The sequence below is a fragment of the Motiliproteus sp. genome (assembly GCF_965230735.1).
Lineage (GTDB): Bacteria > Pseudomonadota > Gammaproteobacteria > Pseudomonadales > Balneatricaceae > Motiliproteus.
The window spans coordinates 1,105,430-1,126,229 of the sequence record NZ_OZ246016.1 but is presented as its reverse complement, the minus strand read 5'-3'; the positions used below and the strand labels follow the sequence as shown (position 1 = coordinate 1,126,229).

Genomic DNA, 20,800 nt, shown 5'->3' with positions numbered 1-20,800 from the left:
CACCGAGAGCGGTGCCAACCCCAGTCCCGGGCGGTGCTTGATCCTCTGGCATAAATCGGTGCGGTTCGACTTAACCGAGATCATCGCCACCGCCCTGATCTTGAGATAGTTTGCCGTTTCGGCGCCGGGGTTAAGCCGGCGGCGTTATCTGATAAACTCCGGGCTACTGTTATCGCCCGCTGTAAGAGACAAGTCATGACCGACAATCTGATCCGTATCGCCACTCGCAAAAGCCCGCTGGCCCTGTGGCAGGCCGAATTTATCAAAGCCGAACTTCAACAGGCCCACCCGGGGCTGGAAGTAGAGCTGGTCGGCATGGTTTCACGGGGTGACAAAATTCTCGATGCCCCGCTGGCCAAAGTCGGCGGCAAAGGCCTGTTCGTGAAAGAGCTGGAGCAATCCCTGCTGGCTAACGAGACCGACATCGCCGTGCACTCGATGAAAGATGTACCGATGGAGTTTCCGGAAGGCCTGGGACTGGCGATCATCTGTGAGCGGGAAAACCCCACCGATGCGTTCGTCAGCAATACCTACAACAGTCTCGACGAACTGCCCGAAGGGGCGGTGGTCGGCACTTCCAGCTTGCGTCGTGAGACCCAGATCCGTGAGCTGCGCCCGGACCTGAAGATCAACTTCCTGCGCGGCAACGTCAATACCCGCCTGGCCAAGCTCGACGCCGGTGAATACGACGCCATCATCCTCGCCTCCGCCGGTCTGATCCGACTGGAGATGGCAGACCGGATCAAAAGCCAGATCGACGATACCGTCAGCCTGCCCGCCGGTGGCCAGGGTGCCGTCGGGGTCGAATGCCGTACCGATGACACCCGGGTTCTGGAGCTGCTCAAGCCGCTGCACCACCAGCCGACCGCCTACCGGGTCGAAGCCGAACGGGCCATGAACAAGCGCCTCGAAGGCGGCTGTCAGGTTCCGATCGGCTGTTTCGCCACCCTCAACGAGGCCGGCGACGAACTCTACCTGCGCGGCCTGGTTGGTCGTCCCGACGGTTCCAAGGTATTGCGTGCCGAGGTTCGCGGCGGCGTCGAGCGTGCTGAAGCGCTGGGGATCGAGCTGGCCGAACAGCTGCTGGATATGGGCGCCAAAGAAATTCTGCAGGAAGTCTACGGCAAGTGAATCGGTGCCGGGATAACGCCGGACAAGCCCTGCCACTGGCTGGGCAACGCATTCTGGTGACCCGGCCGGCCCACCAGGCCGAACCCCTGTGTCACCGGCTGCAACAGTTAGGCGCGGAGCCGATCCGTTTCCCGTTGCTGAAAATCACCCCAACCGCAGCGGATGCTCCCCAGTATCCGCTGCTTAAACAGTACTTTCTGGACCTGGATAACTACCGGGCGGTCATTTTCGTCAGCGCCAACGCGGCACGCCTCGGTTATGAATGGATCGACCAGTACTGGCCCCAGTTACCGATCCGGATTGACTGGCTGGCCGTCGGCAGCGCAACAGGCGATTGCCTCAGAGAGCTCGGCATCCAGCCCTGCAGCGGCGATGGCCGGATGGATAGCGAAACCCTGCTGCAGCTACCGCAGTTGCAGCGGGTTGAAGGACAGCGGATTCTGATCTGTTGCGGGCGTGGTGGCCGTGAACTAATGGCGGAGACCTTACGCCGGCGAGGCGCCCAGGTCGATCTGGCTGAACTTTATTGCCGGGAAATACCCGAATATGATGCAACGGAAATCGAAAGTATCATTTATAAATCATCCGCTTCAGCTATGTTAGTAAGCAGTGGCGAAGCACTGACCAACCTGATCAACCTGACCCAGCCCCACGGGGGAGGAGTCGGCCAGCTCGCCGAGACACCCTTGGTGGTACCCAGCCAACGGGTGGCCGAACTGGCAAAACAGAATAAATTCAACCACATCCGGGTTGCGGCTAACGCCACCGATGAGGCCATGATTGCTGTACTGATGGACCTCGGAGCAACCCCTGGCAAGATGGAACAGTGAGATGGGAAAACGCTCCATGAATAATAAAGAGCCCAACCAGAAGACCCCGGGCGACTCAGAAGCAACGGAACAGGAAGCCAATGCGGCAGACACTCCGGAGAACGTGACTGAGGATAACGCTGAGCAGCCCGATACCGAAGTCACGGCGCAAGCCAGCGATGCTGAGACCGAAACGGAAGCCAAGTCCGACGACAGCAGCGACGAAGCGGTAGCCGAACAGCCGGTTGCCGCCAGTCAGGCCCCTGCCAAAGCCGGTATCTCCAAGCTGGCGGTATTGGCGCTATTGCTGGTACTGGTGGCGCTGGGTGGGTTGGGCTACGGCTATACCCTGCTGCAGAAGCTGCAGATCCAGCAAAGCGAACAGCTGGCTTCGGTCAAAGAGCAACTGGGCAGCACCAACGACAGCAATCGCGATACCCAACAGCAGAACGGCCAGATTCTGGGCGAGCTGAAGCAACTGCGCGATGGCAGCAGCGCCCAGCAGCGCAACGTGGATGAACTGCAGAGCCGCCTCTCTAAGGCGATGCAGCAGGTCAGCAAGATGGGCACCGATACCCGCAAGGACTGGCTGCTGGCCGAAGTGGAGTACCTGCTGCGACTGGCTAACCAGCGTGTGCTGATGGAGCGCAGCTCCAGTGGCGCCCTGAGCCTGCTGAAGAGCGCGGACCTGATTCTGAAGGAGACCGATGATGTCTCCATCTACCCGATCCGTCAGGCGCTGGCCAAAGACATCGTCGCGCTGGAAGCCGTTCCGAGCCTGGATATCGACGGCATCTACCTGAAGTTGGCCGCCATCAGCACTCAGGTCGGCAACCTGCGTCTGCTGCCGATTACCGACAAGCACCAGATTCCTGAGATGCTGAAAGAGATCACCCCGGACAGCGTTTCCGAAAGCTGGAACGACGGCCTGGCCAAATCCTGGGCCAACGCGATGGATCGTCTGGGCAACCTGATCGTCGTCCGCCGCGCCGATGAGCCGGTCAAGCCGCTGCTGTCGCCGGAGCAACACTACTTCCTGACCCAGAATCTGCACCTGATGCTGGAGCAGACCCAACTGGCACTGCTGCAGGGCAAGCAACAGGCCTTCGACGCCGGCCTGGACAAGTCCGCCAACTGGATCAAGACCTATTTCGAGAAGACCGACGCCACCAGCGCTGCCTTGGTGAAATCACTGGACGAGATCAAGGGTACCCAGGTCGCACCGGAGATGCCGGACATCTCCGGCTCGCTGAAAGCCCTGAAGACCTACCTGGCCGAGCTGCATAAACTCGAAGGAGCGGGCCAATGAAACTGTTGCTGATCTTCGCCCTGATCGTTCTGCTGGCCGGCTCGCTGGTCGGTGAGCTGATCGTCCAGGACCCGGGCTATGTCCTGGTCAGCTTCAAGAGCACCATCATCGAGACCAGTATCTGGGGTCTGGGTCTGATTGTGATCCTGAGCTTTACCGCGTTTTATCTGCTGCTGCAGTTCGCCCAGTACCTGATGACTCGTCGTCGCAAGATCAACGAGTGGCGTAAAAATCACGCCCGCAACAACGCGGATCGCAAGACCCTCAACGGTCTGAACGCGCTGTCGGCCGGCAACTGGTCTAAGGCGGAGCGTCTGCTGAGCCAGGCGGCACCCAACTCCGGTGTCTCGCTGGTTAACTATCTGGCGGCGGCCCAGGCGGCCCACGAGCAGAACCAGCACGAAAGCTGTGACGCCCTGCTCGACGAAGCCCGCCTGGCGGCACCGAAAGCCGACGTTGCCGTGGGTATTATCCAGAGCCAGATCCAGATCGACCGCGGTCACTGGGAGTCGGCACTGGCAACCCTGACCCGGCTGCGCAGCAAGGCGCCCAAGCACTCCTATATTCTGAAACTGTTGACCCAGACCTATACCGAACTGCAAGACTGGGGTTCGATGGTGCAACTGTTGCCGGATCTGCGTAAGCGCAACGTCTATCCGCCGGAGCAGCTGCAACAGCTGGAACAGAAGATCTATCTGGGCCATCTGGCCAAGAGCCTGGAATCGGTCGGCGACGGCGAAGGCAACGAGGCGCGTCAGCGGATGCTGGGCCACGGCTGGAAGTCGGTACCCAAGACACTGCAGAACGACGACAACCTGATCGAACGTCAGGTCGAGTTGCTGCTTGAGTGCGACGGCGGCGCCAGCGCCGAGAAGTTCCTGAGCGAGCGCCTGAAGAAGCAGTGGAGCTCCAAGCTGGTTGAACTTTACGGCCGTATTGAAGGCGCCGACGTCAACAAGCAGTTCCGCCAGGCGCGGGACTGGGAACAGATGCACAGCGGCGATGCCAACCTGCAGCTGACCCTGGGCCGACTGGCCCTACGCAACAGCGAGTGGGAGCAGGCCCAGAACTATTTCCAGAAGAGCCTGGAACTGTCTCCCTCACAGGTGACCTACGCTGAGCTGGCCCGTCTGCTGCACAACCGCAGCAACGGCAGCACCGATCCGCAGGTGCTGGATCAGTACGTCGATAGCCTGACCGCATCACTGCCCGAGCTGCCGCAGCCTGAAGTTCAGCCGGAACCGGTGCCTACCGAGTCGGAAGGCAGCAACGATGAGGCCGCCAAGGCACAAGCCGCCAGCTAACCGGCACTGCCAAGCACCATAAGAAAAGCCGCTGATCTACAGCGGCTTTTTTAGTTGCGAGTTTAGTTGCGAGAAAAACGGATCAGCTGCGTGGTGCGTAGCTGTATACGTCGGAGAACATCTGGCCGTCGCCCATCCCGCGCTCGCGGAAATCATCCTCGACGGCATACACCATCGCCGGCGAGCCGCAGACGTAGATCAACGGCTTATCCAGTTGCGGAAAGTCCTCCATCACCGACTCGTGCACCAGTCCGATGCGGCCGGACCAGTCATCACCGGTCGGGTCAGAGACCACCGGATGGAAATAGAAATTGGGATGGCTCTGCTGCCAGCCTTCGATCAGTTCGTGACCGTACAGGTGCTCCGCCTCACGCACCCCCCAGTACAGATGCAACGGATTGGACATCTGCTCGGCCAGGGCATGTTCGATCAGTGCTTTCATCTGAGAAAAGCCGGTACCCGCACCGATCAGGATGATCGGCTGTGACGGATCTTGCGGCGCCTGATCCAGATAGCACTCACCCCGGGGAAAGCGTACCTGCACCGTCGACTGGTTCTTGAACGTATCGATCACCCGAGAGGCCAGCCCCCCTTCGCCCAGATCCTGAATCTGCAGTTCCAACAACGGTAGCGCCGCCGGTGCGGAAGCCACGGTATAAGGTACTGCCGTCTGACCCTGATCCAACAGCAGCTCCAGGTACTGGCCAGCCCGATGAACCAACGGCTGCAGCAACCGAAGCTGAATACGGTAGATACCGTCGGTGAGTTGGGTAACCTCTTCGACCTGACAGTCGCTGATAGTGGCTTGGCTTGTAGCGGCCATATAATCGTCTCTTATCTCTTTGTATGCTCTGGCTTGTTTAACTCAGGCCCAATCGCCGACTCACTGCGGCAGCTTTATATTCAGGCTAGCCCAGATATCATCAACCCGCTGTTTGACCTCGTCGGTCATGGTGATCGGGCTGCCCCATTCACGCTCGGTTTCGCCGGGCATCTTGTTGGTGGCATCAAAGCCGACCTTGGAACCCAGCCGAGGGACCGGCGACGCAAAATCCAGGTAGTCGATCGGGGTGTTTTCGATCATCACGGTATCGCGGGCCGGATCCATCCGGGTCGTCATCGCCCAGATCACGTCTTTCCAGTCACGGGCATTCACATCATCGTCGGTGACGATAACGAACTTGGTGTACATAAACTGACGCAGGAATGACCAGACTCCCATCATCACCCGCTTGGCGTGGCCCGGGTACTGCTTCTTGATCGTCACCACCGCCATCCGGTAGGAGCAGCCCTCCGGCGGCAGGTAGAAATCCACGATCTCCGGGAACTGCTTCTGCAGGATCGGAACAAACACCTCATTCAGCGCCACCCCCAACACCGCCGGCTCATCCGGCGGCCGTCCGGTGTAGGTACTGTGGTAGATCGGGTCCTGGCGATGGGTCACGCACTCGACGGTAAAGACCGGGAAACGCTCGACCTCGTTGTAGTAACCGGTATGGTCGCCAAACGGGCCTTCGTCGGCCAACTCCCCGGGCTCGATATAGCCTTCGAGGATGATCTCCGCCGTTGCCGGCACCTGCAGATCGTTGGTCAGACACTTGACCAGCTCGGTCTTCTGACCCCGCAGCAAACCGGCAAAGGCGTACTCGGACAGGGTATCGGGAACCGGCGTCACCGCCCCAAGAATGGTGGCCGGATCGGCGCCCAGCGCCACCGAGATCGGGAAGCGCTCGCCGGGGTGGGCTTCGCGCCACTCTTTGAAATCCAGCGCACCACCGCGATGGGACAGCCAGCGCATGATCAGCTTGTTCTTACCCAGCAGCTGCTGTCGGTAGATCCCCAGGTTCTGACGCTCTTTGTGGGGCCCCTTGGTGATCACCAACGGCCAGGTCAGCAGTGGCGCAGCATCGCCCGGCCAGCAGGTCTGGATCGGCAGTTTGGTCAAATCAACATCACTGCCCTGGAACACATGAGTCTGGCAAGGGGCCTGCTTAACCACCTTCGGCCCCATGTTCATCACCTGCTTGAACACCGGCAGTTTCTGCCAGGCATCCTTCATCCCCTTCGGCGGCTCAGGCTCCTTCAGAAACGCCAGCAGCTTGCCCACTTCGCGCAGCTGATCGACATCATCTTCCCCCATCCCCAACGCCACCCGCTTCGGGGTGCCGAACAGGTTGGCCAGCACCGGCATATCAAACCCCTTGGGGTTTTCGAACAGCAGCGCCGGTCCACCGGCACGTAAGGTGCGGTCGCAGATTTCGGTCATCTCCAGCACCGGATCAACTTCGACACTGATCCGCTGCAGCTCACCCCGGGCCTCCAGGGCGTCGATAAACTCGCGAAGGTCTTTGTATTTCATGGAAATACCGTAAATCAGACTAGAACGGTCGGCTATTTCATCACAGTCACGACCGAAAAAAAAGGCAGGTCATTGACCTGCCCTACGGGATGCAAAGCGCTTCGTTACTTGCGCTTCATCGACATAAAGAACTCATCGTTGGTTTTGAAGTCCTTCAGCTTGTCGATGACGAATTCGGTCGCGGCCGAATCTTCCATCGAATCCAGCAACTTGCGCAGGATCCACATCCGCTGCAGTTCGTCCTCGGTGGTCAGCAGCTCCTCGCGACGGGTACCGGAACGACGGATATTGATGGCCGGGAAGACGCGCTTCTCGGCTACCTTGCGATCCAGGTTCACTTCCGAGTTACCGGTGCCTTTAAATTCTTCGAAGATAACTTCGTCCATCTTCGAGCCGGTATCAACCAGCGCGGTGGCGATGATGGTCAGGCTGCCGCCCTCTTCGATGTTACGGGCTGCACCGAAGAAACGCTTCGGACGCTCCAGCGCGTGGGCATCGACACCACCGGTCAGCACCTTGCCCGATGACGGGATCACGGTGTTGTAGGCACGGGCCAGACGGGTGATGGAGTCGAGCAGGATCACCACGTCCTTCTTGTGCTCGACCAGACGCTTGGCCTTCTCCAGCACCATCTCGGCGACCTGCACGTGACGGGCCGGCGGCTCGTCGAAGGTACTGGCAACCACCTCACCGCGTACGGTGCGCTGCATGTCGGTCACTTCCTCCGGACGCTCGTCGATCAGCAGCACGATCAGGTAGCACTCGGGGTTGTTGCGGGTGATGGAGTTGGCGATGTTCTGCAACATCAGGGTCTTACCGGCCTTGGGCGGCGATACGATCAGGGCACGCTGGCCCTTGCCGATCGGGCAGATCAGGTCGATAACCCGGGCGGTCAGATCTTCGGTAGAACCGTTACCCAGCTCCAGACGCAGGCGCTTCTGGGCAAACAGCGGGGTCAGGTTTTCAAACAGAATCTTGTTCTTGGCCCGCTCGGGACGATCGAAATTGATCTCATCAACCTTGAGCATCGCGAAGTAGCGCTCGCCGTCTTTGGGCGGGCGGATTTTACCGGAGATGCTGTCGCCCTTACGCAGGTTAAAGCGACGAATCTGGCTCGGAGAGACATAGATATCATCCGGACCGGCCAGATAGGAGCTGTCGGCAGAGCGCAGGAAACCGAATCCATCCTGCAGGATCTCCAGCACACCGTCTCCGTAGATATCCTCACCGCTCTTGGCGTGTTTTTTGAGGATCGAGAAAATGACGTCCTGTTTACGGGAACGGGCCAGATTGTCCAAGCCCATTTCTTTGGCGATGTCGAGAAGTTCGGAAACGGGTTTTAGCTTGAGTTCACTAAGATTCATAATTTGATCGTAAGACTGCACACGAGAGGGTGCTTGCTGTTGGCAGGAAGGAGGGAGTTTGGAATTTGGTAATCAGTACAGCGTTAACGGTTTCTCCGCACTGGGCGGTACCGGGGAGCTATTGTGGCCGCTAAACCTTTGGATTGCAACATAACCCCTATGGAATTAAGTCGAATAAGACGCCGCCATAAAAAAACGGGCCCTAAGGCCCGTTTTTCATATCGATCAGATATTGCTGTCGAGGAAGGCGGTCAGCTGCGACTTGGACAGTGCGCCCACTTTGGTCGCTTCGACATTACCGCCCTTGAACAGCATCAGGGTCGGAATACCGCGAATACCGAATTTCGGCGGAGTCTCGCTGTTCTCGTCGATATTCAGCTTGCAGATCTTCAGTCGGTCACCGTAGTCGCTCGCCACTTCTTCCAGTACCGGGGCAATCATTTTGCAGGGTCCGCACCACTCGGCCCAGTAATCGACCAGTACAGCACCTTCGGCCTTAAGCACTTCTTCTTCGAAGCTGGCATCGGTGACGTTGATGATATTGTCGCTCATAAATCCTCCAGATAACTGACCGTAGATAGTAGCCGCAAATAGCGGTTGAAGAAACTGCCATGGCTCGCCCGTCCCGGACGCGGTCAGAGATGACAGCTTGTTATTATGGGGATGCTTGCCCCGCTTTCAAGGCCGACTTAGTGAAGCTGTTCCGATGCCGCGGTGGCATCACCACGGCGCAACTGCTCCAGCTCGACCTGATCCACGTGATAACGACTGTTGCAGAACTGACAATCAATCGCCACCGCGCCCTCTTCATCGAGCATCTGCTGCAGCTCATCTTCACCCAACGTCAGCAGCGCGCGCAAACAACGCTCCTTGGAGCAGTCACACTGAAAGGCCAGATCACCGGCTTCATACAGTCGCACCTGCTCTTCGTGGAACAGCCGAAACAGCAGGGTCTCATTATCCAGCTCCTTCAACTCCTTCAAGGTCAGGGTGCTACCGAGATGATCGATCCGCGCCCAGTTCTCCTGGTAACGCTCGTCCTGATCATTCGAAGGCAACGCCTGCAACAGCATACCACTGGCACGATGTTCATCGGCGGCCAGCATGATCCGGGTCGCCAGCTGCTCCGATTGGGCAAAATACTGTTCCAAACACTGGGCCAGCTGCGGATGCTCCAACGGCACCAGGCCCTGATAGCGCTGCCCTTTTTCCGGCTCAATGGTAATCGCCAGCTGTCCTTTCCCAAGCAGTTTGGCAAGGTCCTCACCGTCGACGGTATCGGCAACCTGGGCGATGGCCCGCAAATGGTTCTGCCGGGTGCATTCGGCCATCAGCAGCGTAATGGCGCCGTTACCGCGAGCCTGCAAACTCAGGCGGCCCTCAAATTTTAGCGTCGAACTCAGTAGCGACACCGCCGCCAACATCTGCCCCAGCAACTGTTTGATCGGCTGGGGGTAGTGATGGTGATCGACACAGTCGTGATAGCTGTGATCCAACCCAACCAGCACACCACGAACATCGGCATCATCGAAAATAAAGCGTTGAATCTGGTCCGCACTACTCATGGTCACTCGGCTCTCTTGCTCAGGTCCAGCACCGCTGCGGTGCTGGAACAACTTCTGTCTGTGGCGCCTGGGGCGCAGGCCTGTCTATATGGGGCCGACCCGCCCCAATACAACCCTTAACAGGGTTCGAAAGGGCAACCCGGATTAATTGCCGTGGGCATCCTTGAAATCACGGATCCGGCGCCGGTCTTTCTTGGTCGGTCGGCCACGCTCGGGCGCCTGCGCGGCCCGCTGCGCCTTGCGCTGCTCGGCGGCCAGTTCGCGCTTGGCCTGGCTCTGTTCGGTTTCGCTATACAGCAGCGCGGCTTCCGGTGCTCCCCGGCGCTGGTCCGACAGTTTCAATACCTCGATGACTTTTTCATCGAACCCCTGTCGAATCTGCAGCATCGCCCCGACTTCGACCGCCTTACTGACCTTGGCACGGGTACCGTTATAGTGAACTTTGCCGCCCTCGATCGCTTGTTTTGCCAGGGCTCGGGTCTTAAAAAAACGGGCGGCCCAGAGCCACTTATCCAGGCGCACTTTCAATTGTGTGTCGGTCATGCCGTCAAGTTTATTCCTTTTTACTTCTTTTTCTCGGGTTTGATCTCATCAAAGTGACGGATCGCCCGGAATTCATCGATTTGTCGTTCCGCTTGCTGGCTGTCTGGCTGCACGATCGATAGCAATTCGGCAATGCCGTAATCGCGGGCCGATTGCAGCACCGGCAGGCTATCATCCACCAACAGAGTCCGGGCCGGATCGAAAGGCTCCTCCTGCTGCAACCGATGCCAGAACTGGACATCTTCCTTTGGAAGGCCAAAGTCGTGGGATACCAGAATCCGATCGACATACTGATCCAGACCGGTTTTGGCCAGCTTCAAGTCCAGGCTCTTGCGGTGGGCATTGGTGACGATCACCGAGCGGATCTGCTGCTCTTTCAAGGCGCGCAGAAAATCCTGTACATGGGGCCGAAACGCGACCTTATGGCCGATCTCATGTTTAAGTGCCGCCACATCGACCCCCAATTCCTCTGACCAGTAGTCGACGCAATACCAACTCAGGGTGCCCCGCTCACGGCGAATCCGATCGTGCAGCTGCTCCCGGGCCTGAGTGGGTTCCAGCGCGTGGGTTTCGGCGTAGCGTGCCGGCAGGTGTTCCAACCAGAAATAGGTGTCAAAGTGCAGATCCAGCAGGGTTCCGTCCATATCCAACAGAACGGTATCGATTTTTCCCCAATCCAACATAGGTATAGGCTCAAGAATGTGACGGGTTTAAGCTAAAGTATGACGCCCGGGCACGTAGATTAAAACCGGCCCGAACAGAGTCCCATTCCAGGAGTTGCTATGGACTTTACCGCTTTGCTGCCCCAACTGACCCGAATTGCCGTCGAAGCCGGCGAAGCGATCCTGTCCATTTATGATCGTGATCATCCGGTTCAGGTTCAGCACAAAGCCGACACCAGCCCTCTGACCGAAGCCGATCTGGCCGCGCACCGGCTGATCTGTTCAAGCCTGGAGCGACTCTGTCCGGAAATCCCCATCCTGTCGGAAGAATCCGCCGTGTCCCAGATCGCCGAGCGGCAACAGTGGTCACGCTACTGGCTGGTCGATCCGCTCGACGGAACCAAGGAGTTCATCAAACGCAACGGCGAGTTCACCGTGAACATTGCCCTGATCGACAACCACCAACCGCTGCTCGGGGTCGTCTACGCACCGGCAATCGACACCCTGTATGCCGGCTGTGACAAGGTCGGCATTGCTTATAAATCCAACGGCAAAGGTCTGCGACAGTTGCCCTTGAAGAGCCGCCCGCTGGCTCCATTCCGACCGCTGTCGCTGGTGGTCAGCCGCAGCCACCGAGATAGCGCACTCGATCCGTACATCGACCGACTACGCCAGATATTGCCGGTGTCGGAAACACCAATGGGCAGCTCCTTAAAACTGTGCCTGATCGCCGAAGGCGCTGCCGATCTTCACCTTCGTACCGGGCCGACCAGCGAATGGGATACAGCCGCCGCCCAGGCGGTACTGGAAGCCGCCGGCGGTCAGGTGATCGACTTTCGGGGTCGAGCGATGCGCTATAACGAGCGAGACAACCTGATCAATCCGGATTTTATCGCCACCGGAGACCGGGCTTTCGACTGGAGCCATTGTCTGGGACTGGAAAGCTGATTCAGTTGCCGAAAATGGTTAGTGGCAGGCCAGCGTACCTTTCTGAACAATCTGTTCGACCCGATCCTGAAAGCTGGCTCCGGCAACCCGATTCTCCATCACGGCGTCGATCTCATCGTCGCTGAGCCGATCATGAACATAATCAGTAAAGCAGCCGCAGCGCTGCTCAGTCGCCCCTGCGCCAGCCATACAGGCCTGATAGAAGGGCTCCCAGCTGGGTGGTTGCTGGTTAAAGGTCCGGGTGATAAAGAAACCCAGCAGCGCGAAGGCCGCCAAGTAAAGGAAAATTCTAGGCATCGGTGACGAACTTATTTTTATCGGGTCAGTCATTGTAAGTACGGAGATCGTCGTCGTGGAACACAGCTTTAGTCGAGCTTGCTACAATCCATACTGATGCTGGGACGGATCACCACCCTGAACCCCGGTAAAACCGACCATTTTACTATGACATATGTCATTTTGAGTGCTATGATCGCGCCAGCGATGAACCCGGAGAGGTTTAGCCATCCGACCCCCTTCGTCGGATACTGAGAGTGTTAGCTATTCAAATAGGAACTGAACAATGAGCTTTGAACTACCCCCGCTGCCCTATGCCAAGGACGCCCTGGAGCCCCATATTTCTGCCGAGACTCTGGAGTTCCATCACGGCAAGCACCATAACACCTACGTGGTTAAGCTGAACGGCCTGGTACCGGGCACCGAGTACGAAGGCAAGAGCCTGGAAGAGATCATCACTTCCGCGCCTGCCGGTGGTGTGTTCAACAACGCCGCCCAGATCTGGAACCACACCTTCTACTGGCACTGCCTGAGCCCCAACGGTGGCGGCGAGCCTACTGGTGCCGTAGCCGACGCAATCAACGCAGCGTTCGGCTCTTTCGAAGACTTTAAGGCCAAGTTCACCGACAGCTCCATCAACAACTTCGGCTCCAGCTGGACCTGGCTGGTCAAGAATGCCGATGGCAGCCTGGCTATCGTCAACACCAGCAACGCCGGTTGCCCGCTGACCGAAGGTCAGACTCCGCTGCTGACCGTCGACCTGTGGGAGCACGCCTACTACATCGACTACCGCAACCTGCGTCCTGACTACATGAACGCCTTCTGGGCGCTGGTCAACTGGGACTTCGTTGCCGAAAACCTGGGCTAATAGCTACCCCGGATTGAAAGCCCGCCCGCTGCCTAGCCGGCGGGTTTTTTGTGTGCCTTAACCCTGGTCAGCGTCACCACCGGGATCGGCGTCTCACCAATCTAATCCAAATCAAGGCATAGCAACCAGCAGCTGCTATGCTGCGTACGCTGCGGAATATATCCGCGGGTTTCTTGCACAGCACCTGAAGCGAGATCCACCACCAGACCTAAAGAAAGACCCGTCGCTGCATGTCATCCCTTCACGGCGACACCAAGCCATGAGCCTGTTTTAGCATGATCAACATCGAACGCCCTGAAGACCGCATCCCACCGGATACGTTTTCCCTGTTTGCGCTGGGGTTCCGCCCCTTTTTTCTGTTCTCCGCCATCGCCTCGGTCATTCTGATTCTGCTGTGGCTGCCCTATCTGTACGGCCATTTAACACTGGCCAGCCACTTCAATCCGTTGATGTGGCATGCCCATGAGATGGTGTTCGGCTTTACGACCGGAGTAATCGCCGGGTTTCTGCTGACGGCCGCGCGTAACTGGACCTCGATGGAAACCCCCTCCGGCACCCCGTTAATCGTGATTTTTGCGATCTGGCTGCTGGGACGGGTCGTCGTTACCGCACCGCTGGGGCTGCCCGCCGCTGCTATCGCCGCTATCGATCTGCTGTTTATCCCCAGCGTGATTCTCGGACTGGCAGGCCCTCTGATCAAAGCCCGCAACATCCGCAATATCGCATTCCTGTTTATTCTGTTGCTGCTGTGGTTTGCCAACCTGCTGATGCACCTGGAGCCGTTGGGAATCAGCAACAGCGCCCGCGCCGGTACCGACATGGGACTCGGCGTGGTGATACTGGTTATCGTGATCATGGGCGGCCGGGTTATCCCGTTCTTTACCCGTAATCCGCTACCCGGCATGACACCGCGCAAATGGGGCTGGGTTGAGTTCTTTTCGGTGTTCGGCACCGTTGCCCTGCTGTTCCTTGAGCTGCTGGTGCCGCTGGCCGTGGTACCGGCGATCTGGAGCCTGGTGCTGGGGCTGGTTCTGCTGCTTCGCGTGTCCGGCTGGTACGACAAGCGGATCTGGCAACATCCGATCATCTGGGTACTGCACGTGGCTTACGTCAGTATTGCGCTGGGTTTTGTGCTTAAGGGCATTGCACTGCTGGGCTGGGTTCCGGCCAGCACTGCCGTGCATATGCTGGCCTACGGCGGCATCGGCCTGATCACCCTGGGCATGATGGGACGGGTTTCTCTGGGCCATACCGGCCGCATGCTGCATCTGCCCCCGCTGACCGTACTGGGCATCAAGATCCTGGCCGCCGGCGTCCTGTTCCGTCTCGGAGCGACTCTGTTCACCGGCGCCCTGGGCTCGGCACTACTGGGCCTGGCCGCGCTCTGCTGGATCCTGGCTTTCGGCGCCTTCGCCAAAGAGTACCTGCCCTATCTGATCAAACCCCGGATTGATGGCCGACCGGGCTAACGCCGATTTTTACTGACCAGGCCGGACCGCTATAATAGCCCCTTTTTAATTCGGGCCAGCGGACCGGCTGAAACGGCCTGACAGGAAGACATCGCATCGTTATGGGTCTAATTGCTGTTATCTGGGGTATGGGTGGCATCCTGACCCTGTTTGGGTTTGCCATTGTTCGGCTCAGTCAGGTTGGACTGGACGCCTGGTCGGTGCCGTTCCAGTGGCACCATTGGCTGATTACCGTCATCTGGGTGATCTTTATGGCCTACAACGAGGGCTATAAAGGCTTTCAGAAAGGCTTCTCCCCCCGGGTCGCCGCCCGGATCGCCTACCTGTACCGCAACCCCACCCCGCTGCATCTGTTGCTGGCACCGCTGTTCTGCATGGGCTATTTCCATATCAGCCGCAAGCGCCAGATCATTACCTTCGCGCTGACATTGACGATCATCGGTCTGGTCCAAGCCGTTTCCCTGCTGGATCAACCCTGGCGGGGGATTGTCGATCTGGGCGTGGTCATCGGCTTGACCTGGGGCATTATCAGCCTGGTGCTGTTTACCTATCAGGCTTTTACTCAGGCGGACTATCCTCATTCCCCGGATATTCCGGCAGAACTGTCGGCCCGCGCTTAGGCTCACCGACGAGCTTTTTCCCTGCTGTTAAAAAGAACGGGCTTTATAGCGACCAAGCGCTGTATCAGACAGTTTGAGAAGGTCCAGGCTTTGGTTGAATCGCCCTGAGCACTGCCGGCCGCCGTAAAGCCCGTTGAGAACCCAACGAGCTTAGTCGTTGAAACACCTCAGTGGCGCCAGCCACGCTTACTGAAACGCTGTTCCAGCTCGGCAAACTCCTGTTGCTGCTCCGGCGTCAGGATCGAGTACAGATCGGCCTTGTACTGAGCCCGCTCCATCATCCGATCAGCCATCGACTGGGCCCGTTCTTTGGCCAGTTTTTCAACCTGCTCGGTATAGTCAGCCGCACTCGGATCCAGTGCCTGCCACTGATCGCGCATCGGGCCCCGATCCTTGTAGGCATCACGCATGCTGTCGAATTTCTTCGCCATCAATGTGGAAATCTGCTCGCGCTGCTCGGCGGTCAGTTCCAGTTTTCGGTCCAGTTTATCCAGCATACGCTGCTGCATACGCTCCGGATCACGCTTGCTCCAGCCTTTGCCTTCGCGGTAGTCATCGTCATCCCACTTACCATCGTAGCCACCTTTGTAGCCGCCTTTTCCACCGCAGCCGCCGTAGCCGTATCCATCGGCCAACGTCAGCGCCGCACCACCGCCCAGGGCAATGATTGTGGTTGCAATAAGAATCTGCTTTTTCATCGTTCGTTCCTCGTTGAGATCGCTATTGAGTACGGTTTCCAGTCTATCGGGCCGAATGCAAAGCAGAGTCAGGGCGGTGTAAAGTTTGCGTAAAGAGCCCTAAGGCGAGGTAAAGCTGTGTCAGAATACAGCCTGAACCCTTAGGTCCAGAACACGCCGTGCTAAGAGGGTAGTAGGAAGCAATGATGGACAAGATACTGCTGGTTGATGACGACCTGGAGCTATGCCAGATGCTGGCCGAGTTTCTCGAGCTGGAAGGTTTCAGTGTCGACCAGGCTCACGATGGTGAGCAGGCCTTGCAGCAGGTCGCCGAGCAGCAGTACGCCGTTATCATCCTGGATGTCATGATGCCGGCCCTCAATGGCTTCGACACCTTGAAGCAACTGCGGGGCGGATCCGGCGATGAAGCCCGCACACCGGTGTTGATGATGTCGGCCCGCGGTGAAGAGGTGGATCGGATCGTTGGCCTTGAAATCGGCGCCGACGACTACCTGCCCAAACCCTGCAGCCCACGTGAGCTGCTGGCTCGAATCCGCGCCATTATCCGCCGTGTTGCGCTGGAAAACGGCAGCAACGACAGCCACGACGACAACCTGCTGAGCTATGCCGGCCTTAACCTGAACCGTCAGGACTTCAGTGCCAGCGCCAATGGGCAGCCGCTGGCATTAACCCAGACCGAGTTCCGCATCCTTGAGTGTCTGCTCGATCAGGCCGACCGTCTGGTCACCAAGCAGGACCTGACCCGCCACGCCCTGAACCGCAATCTGGGGCCCTACGATCGCAGCATCGATATGCATCTGAGTAATCTGCGCCGCAAGCTGAGCCAGGCGGAGGGTTGCCATATTCAGATCCAAACCGTGCGTGGTTCCGGCTACCGCCTGTTCGACCGGCCCGGCGATGCGTAGTCTCTACCTCAAGATCTTCCTCGCCTCCTGGCTGATGATGCTGCTGGTGGTCGGCTGCAACATGCTGGTCACCTGGACCCTGGCACGCCAGTTCGAAGAGTCCGACAACCGCACCCAAACCCTGTCCGCCTATGCCAGTCAGGCGATGCAACAGTATGCCGCTGAAGGTCCGGTCGGCCTGCATCGATGGCGTGAGCAGCTCAAGCGGGAGACCGGCCTCCGGGTCCTGCTGCTTGATGGCCGGGGATTGAGCCTGACCGGCGAACCCTTACCGCCCTGGTTATTGGAGAAACTGTTCCGTTTCGGCCGCGCCCCCATCGACAAGCGCAGCGATGAATCCTGCCGCGATTCCGACGATCATGACCGTGACGAAGATAACTATCGTCGCCGTGGATACGATCATGATGACGATGATCACGAGCGCAGTGAATACTCACGCAAGGATCGGGATGAATGGAAAGAGAAACGCCGCCCCCGCTTCCGGCCAGCCGTCCTGCCTCTGCAACACAACGGCCAATCTTACCTGTTCGTGGTGCTCAATCCGCAGGAGTTACTCGACCACCTCTACTCCGGTCCGCAACTGGCCTGGCGTATCGGCCTGACCCTGTTGCTGGTTGCGCTGCTGTCATTCCTGATGGCCCGCTACCTGATCACCCCGATTCGACAGCTTCAGCGTACCAGCCAGAAACTGGCCGATGGCCAGTTGGATAGCCGGGTCGGCGGCTCGGTCAGTCGCCGCAAGGATGAGCTGGGCCAGCTGGGGCAGGACTTCGACCGCATGGCCGAGCGAATTCAATCGCTGGTTCAGGGTCAGCAACAACTGCTGCGAGACGTTTCCCACGAACTGCGGACGCCGCTGGCGCGACAGCGGGTTGCGTTGGAGTTGGCCCGTAAGCAGCTGGGTGAAGACGCCAGCCTGGATCGGATCGAGAAGCAGGCCGAGCAGCTCGACCAATTGATCGATGAAATCTTAATGCTGGCGCGTCTGGATGCCAGGGTTAAAACCGAACCCAAGACCCCGACCGATATTGACCAGTTGCTGCAGGAGCTGGCCGAAGAGTTCAATCTGGATCAGGCTCGGATCGACTACCACAGTGAAGGCCCCATCAGCCTGGCTGTGGAGCCCCGGTTGATTCGGCGCGCCGTCGCCAACGGACTCAGCAACGCGCTGAAGTACTCCCAGGATCAGGTCGAGCTGAATCTGAGTATCGGCACCTCCGACATTCTGATTCAGGTCGCCGACCGCGGGCCGGGAATTGAACCGGAAATGCTGGAGAAGATCTTCGAGCCGTTCGTGCGCACCGATAAGGCTCGAAGTCGCCAACAGGGTGGTTGGGGCTTGGGGCTGGCGATCGCCGCACGCGCCGTGGCCCAGCATCAGGGCAGCATCAGCGCCCGGAATCGTGAAGGCGGCGGCTTGACCCTGGAGATCCGCCTACCACGCCAGCCAGGCTGAGTCGCGAAGGTCAAAACAAAGAGAGCAGGTAGCGGCGGTCAGCGCCGCTACCTGGGATCGTTCAGCAGCAGGAATCAGTTCAGGAACAACTGATAGGCCGGATTGTCGGTCTCTTCCCAGAAGTGGTAACCGATTTCGGCCAGGAAATCCTGGACCTTGTCGCGATCCTCTTCGGGCACCTGCAGACCCACCAATACCCGGCCATAGGCCGCACCATGGTTACGGTAGTGGAACAGCGAGATGTTCCAGCGCCCACCGATTTTGTTCAGGAACCGCATCAGCGCACCGGGCCGTTCCGGGAACTCGAACCGGTAGATCACCTCATCCTGCATCCCGACGGGAGCATGACCGCCGACCATGTAGCGCACATGCAGTTTGGCGGTCTCGTTATCGGTCAGGTCCGCCACTTCGTCCAGGTGCTCACCCAACGCTGACAGCAACTCTTCCCGTTCCCCGGGTCGAATCTGCACCCCGGCGAAGACCACCGCTTCGCTGTTGTCGCTGTAGCGGTAGTTGAACTCGGTGATGTTGCGCTGACCCAGGGTCTGGCAGAACTGTTTGAAGCTGCCGGGACGCTCCGGAATCTTGGCGGCGATGATCGCCTCACGCTGTTCACCCAGTTCGGCCCGCTCCGACACATGTCGCAGCCGGTCAAAGTTAACATTGGCACCGGAATCGATCGCGATCAGGGTCTTACCTTCGATCCCTTCACGGGCCACATATTTCTTCAGGCCCGCCAGACCCAGGGCCCCGGAAGGTTCGGTGACCGAGCGGGTATCGTCGAAGATATCCTTGATCGAGGCGCAGATTTCATCGGTGGTGACGGTGATCACCTCGTCCACGTAATTGCGGCAGATATCGAAGGTGGTCTCACCGATCTGCGCCACCGCGGTACCGTCGGCAAAGATACCGACCTGGTCCAGCTTGACCCGCTCGTTGGCATCCATCGCCGCCTTCAGGCAGGCCGACTCTTCAGATTCGACCCCGATCACCTTGATCTCGGGCCGCAGGTATTTGATATAGACGGCAATACCGGCGATCAGGCCACCGCCGCCGACGGGCACAAAGATCGCATGGATCGGACCGCTGCGCTGACGCAGAAGCTCCATGCCGATGGTACCCTGACCGGCGATCACATCGGGGTCGTCGTAGGGGTGGACATAAACCAGCCCCTGCTCGTCGACCAGCTTCTGGGAATGGGCAAAAGCCTCGTCGAAGGTATCACCGTGCAGCACCACCTTGGCGCCCCGGGCGCGGACCGAGTTGACCTTGATGTCCGGCGTTGTCTTCGGCATCACGATGGTGGCCTTAACTCCCATCACCTTGGCCGACAGCGCCAAGCCCTGGGCGTGGTTGCCGGCGGAGGCGGCGACCACCCCGCAGGCACGCTGCTCATCACTCAACTGCGCCATCTTGTTATAGGCACCGCGAAGCTTGAAGGAGAATACCGGCTGCAGATCTTCGCGCTTGAGCAACACCTGATTGTTCAAGCGCGACGAAATCGACGCCGCTTCATCCAGTGGCGTTTCTTTGGCGATCTCGTAGACCCGGGCTTGAAGAATCTTCTTGATATATTGGTGCGGCATAATCGGTTTGCATCGTCCTGCGCGGTTTAGGTTATTGATCAAGTAACTGAATAAAAACAAAGCCCTGTAAAAAGCTCTTAAGGGAGCAACAGGGCAGCACTCCATAGTAATCACTCACCCCGGCGGCGTCCACCGTCCAATCGTTGATCGTCACGCTACAACCCATGCCCGAGGCCACGTATAATGCGGTACTTTCGTACAATACGACCCAACCTAACCCAGCCCGATAGAGACTCAGACTCCATGACTCAGGACGAAATGAAACAGGACGTGGCCATCGCCGCCGTCGAGATGATCCAGCCCAGCCTCGAAAGCTCCAGCATCGTGGGTGTCGGCACCGGCTCGACCGCCAACTTCTTTATCGACGAGCTGGCCAAAGTGAAGCACCTGTTCGACGGCGCGGTTGCCAGCTCTGAAGCCACCGCTGAGCGGCTGAAAAGCCACGGCATCCCGGTCTACGATCTGAACGGCGTCAACCAGCTCGACTTCTATATCGACGGCGCCGACGAGTTCAACGACAAGCTGCAGCTGATCAAAGGCGGCGGCGGCGCCCTGACCCGCGAAAAGATTGTCGCCGCGGTGGCAAAAACCTTTATCTGCATCGCCGACGAGACCAAGCAGGTCGATCTGCTGGGCGAGTTCCCGCTCCCGGTGGAGGTGATCCCGATGGCTCGCAGCCATGTTGCCCGCCAGCTGTTCAAGCTCGACGCTCAACCGGTCTACCGCGAGGGCGTGGTCACCGACAACGGCAACCAGATCCTGGATGTGCATAACCTGAGCATCGATGCCGCCGTGGCACTGGAGCAGAAGATCAATAACATGGTCGGCGTCGTCACCAACGGCCTGTTCGCCGAGCGGCCCGCCGATGTGGTACTGATGGGAACGCCGAACGGCGTCGAGACGTTGCGCCTTGGCTAACGTCCTGCGT

At 58.7% G+C, this 20,800-nt stretch carries 21 protein-coding genes; 11 read left to right on the top strand and 10 right to left on the bottom strand.

The window, feature by feature from the left end; all coding sequences use genetic code 11:
• Nucleotides 1-195 precede the first annotated feature (195 nt).
• Genes hemC through ACO05M_RS05255 form a run of 4 tightly spaced genes read left to right on the top strand, consistent with a single transcriptional unit; the run spans nucleotide 196 to nucleotide 4,553 of the window.
• Nucleotides 196-1,131, top strand: coding sequence for a hydroxymethylbilane synthase (hemC, locus tag ACO05M_RS05270; RefSeq protein WP_421868620.1), 936 nt, complete (start codon nucleotides 196-198; stop codon nucleotides 1,129-1,131).
• The gene (locus tag ACO05M_RS05265) at nucleotides 1,128-1,961 is read left to right on the top strand and encodes a uroporphyrinogen-III synthase (RefSeq protein ID WP_421868618.1); all 834 of its coding nucleotides are present in this window, start codon (nucleotides 1,128-1,130) and stop codon (nucleotides 1,959-1,961) included. Before hemC ends, ACO05M_RS05265 begins: the two co-directional genes overlap by 4 nt.
• Before the next feature lie 16 nt (nucleotides 1,962-1,977).
• Nucleotides 1,978-3,249, top strand: coding sequence for a uroporphyrinogen-III C-methyltransferase (locus ACO05M_RS05260; protein WP_421868617.1), 1,272 nt, complete (start codon nucleotides 1,978-1,980; stop codon nucleotides 3,247-3,249).
• Nucleotides 3,246-4,553 carry a heme biosynthesis HemY N-terminal domain-containing protein gene (locus ACO05M_RS05255; protein WP_421868615.1) on the top strand — a complete coding sequence of 436 codons (1,308 nt, stop codon included), beginning with the start codon at nucleotides 3,246-3,248 and terminating at the stop codon, nucleotides 4,551-4,553. The genes ACO05M_RS05260 and ACO05M_RS05255 overlap by 4 nt, the downstream gene beginning before the upstream one ends.
• 82 nt (nucleotides 4,554-4,635) lie before the next feature.
• On the opposite strand, the gene ACO05M_RS05250 is transcribed toward ACO05M_RS05255, so the two are convergent.
• The 7 genes from ACO05M_RS05250 to yrfG all read right to left on the bottom strand — a co-directional run bounded on the left by ACO05M_RS05250 (nucleotide 4,636) and on the right by yrfG (nucleotide 11,067).
• Nucleotides 4,636-5,376: an NAD(P)H-flavin reductase gene (locus ACO05M_RS05250; protein ID WP_421868613.1), complete on the bottom strand. Its 741-nt coding sequence runs from the start codon at nucleotides 5,374-5,376 to the stop codon at nucleotides 4,636-4,638.
• A gap of 60 nt (nucleotides 5,377-5,436) precedes the next feature.
• Nucleotides 5,437-6,912 (bottom strand): 4-hydroxy-3-polyprenylbenzoate decarboxylase, encoded by a 1,476-nt coding sequence (gene ubiD, locus ACO05M_RS05245; RefSeq protein ID WP_421868611.1) that lies wholly within the window; start codon nucleotides 6,910-6,912, stop codon nucleotides 5,437-5,439.
• Between the two features lie 104 nt (nucleotides 6,913-7,016).
• A complete protein-coding gene (gene rho, locus ACO05M_RS05240; RefSeq protein ID WP_114697316.1) occupies nucleotides 7,017-8,276 on the bottom strand; it encodes a transcription termination factor Rho in 1,260 nt (419 codons plus the stop codon).
• A gap of 225 nt (nucleotides 8,277-8,501) precedes the next feature.
• Complete coding sequence (gene trxA / locus ACO05M_RS05235) at nucleotides 8,502-8,828, bottom strand: thioredoxin TrxA (RefSeq protein WP_421868609.1); 327 nt, start codon at nucleotides 8,826-8,828, stop codon at nucleotides 8,502-8,504.
• 137 nt (nucleotides 8,829-8,965) lie between these two features.
• Complete coding sequence (hslO, locus tag ACO05M_RS05230) at nucleotides 8,966-9,841, bottom strand: Hsp33 family molecular chaperone HslO (protein ID WP_421868605.1); 876 nt, start codon at nucleotides 9,839-9,841, stop codon at nucleotides 8,966-8,968.
• A 144-nt stretch (nucleotides 9,842-9,985) separates the two neighbouring features.
• On the bottom strand, nucleotides 9,986-10,384 hold the full coding sequence (locus ACO05M_RS05225; protein WP_421868603.1) for an RNA-binding S4 domain-containing protein: 399 nt from the start codon (nucleotides 10,382-10,384) through the stop codon (nucleotides 9,986-9,988).
• 20 nt (nucleotides 10,385-10,404) lie between these two features.
• Nucleotides 10,405-11,067, bottom strand: coding sequence for a GMP/IMP nucleotidase (gene yrfG / locus ACO05M_RS05220; RefSeq protein WP_421868601.1), 663 nt, complete (start codon nucleotides 11,065-11,067; stop codon nucleotides 10,405-10,407).
• 99 nt (nucleotides 11,068-11,166) lie between these two features.
• On the opposite strand from yrfG, the gene cysQ reads away from it, so the two are divergent.
• Entirely contained in the window at nucleotides 11,167-11,994 is an 828-nt protein-coding gene (cysQ, locus tag ACO05M_RS05215) for a 3'(2'),5'-bisphosphate nucleotidase CysQ (protein WP_421868599.1), read from the top strand.
• 18 nt (nucleotides 11,995-12,012) lie between these two features.
• Here the strand turns inward: cysQ and ACO05M_RS05210 are convergent, their stop codons facing one another.
• A complete protein-coding gene (locus ACO05M_RS05210; protein WP_421868597.1) occupies nucleotides 12,013-12,291 on the bottom strand; it encodes a hypothetical protein in 279 nt (92 codons plus the stop codon).
• Between the two features lie 265 nt (nucleotides 12,292-12,556).
• Here ACO05M_RS05210 and sodB point away from each other — a divergent pair, with 265 nt between their 5' ends.
• From sodB to ACO05M_RS05195, 3 genes are all read left to right on the top strand, one after another.
• Nucleotides 12,557-13,138 (top strand): superoxide dismutase [Fe], encoded by a 582-nt coding sequence (gene sodB / locus ACO05M_RS05205; RefSeq protein WP_421868595.1) that lies wholly within the window; start codon nucleotides 12,557-12,559, stop codon nucleotides 13,136-13,138.
• A 275-nt stretch (nucleotides 13,139-13,413) separates the two neighbouring features.
• The gene (locus tag ACO05M_RS05200; RefSeq protein ID WP_421868594.1) at nucleotides 13,414-14,607 is read left to right on the top strand and encodes an NnrS family protein; all 1,194 of its coding nucleotides are present in this window, start codon (nucleotides 13,414-13,416) and stop codon (nucleotides 14,605-14,607) included.
• A 101-nt stretch (nucleotides 14,608-14,708) separates the two neighbouring features.
• Nucleotides 14,709-15,227 carry a hypothetical protein gene (locus ACO05M_RS05195; protein WP_421868592.1) on the top strand — a complete coding sequence of 173 codons (519 nt, stop codon included), beginning with the start codon at nucleotides 14,709-14,711 and terminating at the stop codon, nucleotides 15,225-15,227.
• A 167-nt stretch (nucleotides 15,228-15,394) separates the two neighbouring features.
• On the opposite strand, the gene ACO05M_RS05190 is transcribed toward ACO05M_RS05195, so the two are convergent.
• Nucleotides 15,395-15,925, bottom strand: a complete 531-nt coding sequence (locus ACO05M_RS05190; protein ID WP_421868590.1) for a Spy/CpxP family protein refolding chaperone — start codon at nucleotides 15,923-15,925, stop codon at nucleotides 15,395-15,397.
• 182 nt (nucleotides 15,926-16,107) lie between these two features.
• On the opposite strand from ACO05M_RS05190, the gene ACO05M_RS05185 reads away from it, so the two are divergent.
• Nucleotides 16,108-16,830 carry a response regulator gene (locus ACO05M_RS05185; protein WP_421868588.1) on the top strand — a complete coding sequence of 241 codons (723 nt, stop codon included), beginning with the start codon at nucleotides 16,108-16,110 and terminating at the stop codon, nucleotides 16,828-16,830.
• Nucleotides 16,823-18,286, top strand: a complete 1,464-nt coding sequence (locus ACO05M_RS05180) for an ATP-binding protein (RefSeq protein WP_421868586.1) — start codon at nucleotides 16,823-16,825, stop codon at nucleotides 18,284-18,286. Before ACO05M_RS05185 ends, ACO05M_RS05180 begins: the two co-directional genes overlap by 8 nt.
• 74 nt (nucleotides 18,287-18,360) lie before the next feature.
• Here the strand turns inward: ACO05M_RS05180 and ilvA are convergent, their stop codons facing one another.
• Nucleotides 18,361-19,872 carry a threonine ammonia-lyase, biosynthetic gene (gene ilvA / locus ACO05M_RS05175; RefSeq protein ID WP_421868585.1) on the bottom strand — a complete coding sequence of 504 codons (1,512 nt, stop codon included), beginning with the start codon at nucleotides 19,870-19,872 and terminating at the stop codon, nucleotides 18,361-18,363.
• Between the two features lie 243 nt (nucleotides 19,873-20,115).
• Between ilvA and rpiA the strand changes: the two genes are divergently transcribed.
• Nucleotides 20,116-20,790: a ribose-5-phosphate isomerase RpiA gene (rpiA, locus tag ACO05M_RS05170; protein WP_421868583.1), complete on the top strand. Its 675-nt coding sequence runs from the start codon at nucleotides 20,116-20,118 to the stop codon at nucleotides 20,788-20,790.
• Nucleotides 20,791-20,800: the final 10 nt, after the last annotated feature.

Coding starts and splice junctions, on each gene's coding strand:
- ACO05M_RS05250 (WP_421868613.1), bottom strand. CDS start 5,376: ATGGCCGCTACAAGCCAAGCCACTATCAGCGACTGTCAGGTCGAAGAG.
- cysQ (WP_421868599.1), top strand. CDS start 11,167: ATGGACTTTACCGCTTTGCTGCCCCAACTGACCCGAATTGCCGTCGAA.
- ACO05M_RS05210 (WP_421868597.1), bottom strand. CDS start 12,291: ATGCCTAGAATTTTCCTTTACTTGGCGGCCTTCGCGCTGCTGGGTTTC.
- rpiA (WP_421868583.1), top strand. CDS start 20,116: ATGACTCAGGACGAAATGAAACAGGACGTGGCCATCGCCGCCGTCGAG.
- ACO05M_RS05185 (WP_421868588.1), top strand. CDS start 16,108: ATGATGGACAAGATACTGCTGGTTGATGACGACCTGGAGCTATGCCAG.
- ACO05M_RS05180 (WP_421868586.1), top strand. CDS start 16,823: ATGCGTAGTCTCTACCTCAAGATCTTCCTCGCCTCCTGGCTGATGATG.
- rho (WP_114697316.1), bottom strand. CDS start 8,276: ATGAATCTTAGTGAACTCAAGCTAAAACCCGTTTCCGAACTTCTCGAC.
- sodB (WP_421868595.1), top strand. CDS start 12,557: ATGAGCTTTGAACTACCCCCGCTGCCCTATGCCAAGGACGCCCTGGAG.
- ACO05M_RS05190 (WP_421868590.1), bottom strand. CDS start 15,925: ATGAAAAAGCAGATTCTTATTGCAACCACAATCATTGCCCTGGGCGGT.
- hslO (WP_421868605.1), bottom strand. CDS start 9,841: ATGAGTAGTGCGGACCAGATTCAACGCTTTATTTTCGATGATGCCGAT.
- hemC (WP_421868620.1), top strand. CDS start 196: ATGACCGACAATCTGATCCGTATCGCCACTCGCAAAAGCCCGCTGGCC.
- ACO05M_RS05225 (WP_421868603.1), bottom strand. CDS start 10,384: ATGACCGACACACAATTGAAAGTGCGCCTGGATAAGTGGCTCTGGGCC.
- ACO05M_RS05260 (WP_421868617.1), top strand. CDS start 1,978: ATGAATAATAAAGAGCCCAACCAGAAGACCCCGGGCGACTCAGAAGCA.
- ilvA (WP_421868585.1), bottom strand. CDS start 19,872: ATGCCGCACCAATATATCAAGAAGATTCTTCAAGCCCGGGTCTACGAG.
- ACO05M_RS05195 (WP_421868592.1), top strand. CDS start 14,709: ATGGGTCTAATTGCTGTTATCTGGGGTATGGGTGGCATCCTGACCCTG.
- trxA (WP_421868609.1), bottom strand. CDS start 8,828: ATGAGCGACAATATCATCAACGTCACCGATGCCAGCTTCGAAGAAGAA.
- yrfG (WP_421868601.1), bottom strand. CDS start 11,067: ATGTTGGATTGGGGAAAAATCGATACCGTTCTGTTGGATATGGACGGA.
- ACO05M_RS05255 (WP_421868615.1), top strand. CDS start 3,246: ATGAAACTGTTGCTGATCTTCGCCCTGATCGTTCTGCTGGCCGGCTCG.
- ACO05M_RS05200 (WP_421868594.1), top strand. CDS start 13,414: ATGATCAACATCGAACGCCCTGAAGACCGCATCCCACCGGATACGTTT.
- ubiD (WP_421868611.1), bottom strand. CDS start 6,912: ATGAAATACAAAGACCTTCGCGAGTTTATCGACGCCCTGGAGGCCCGG.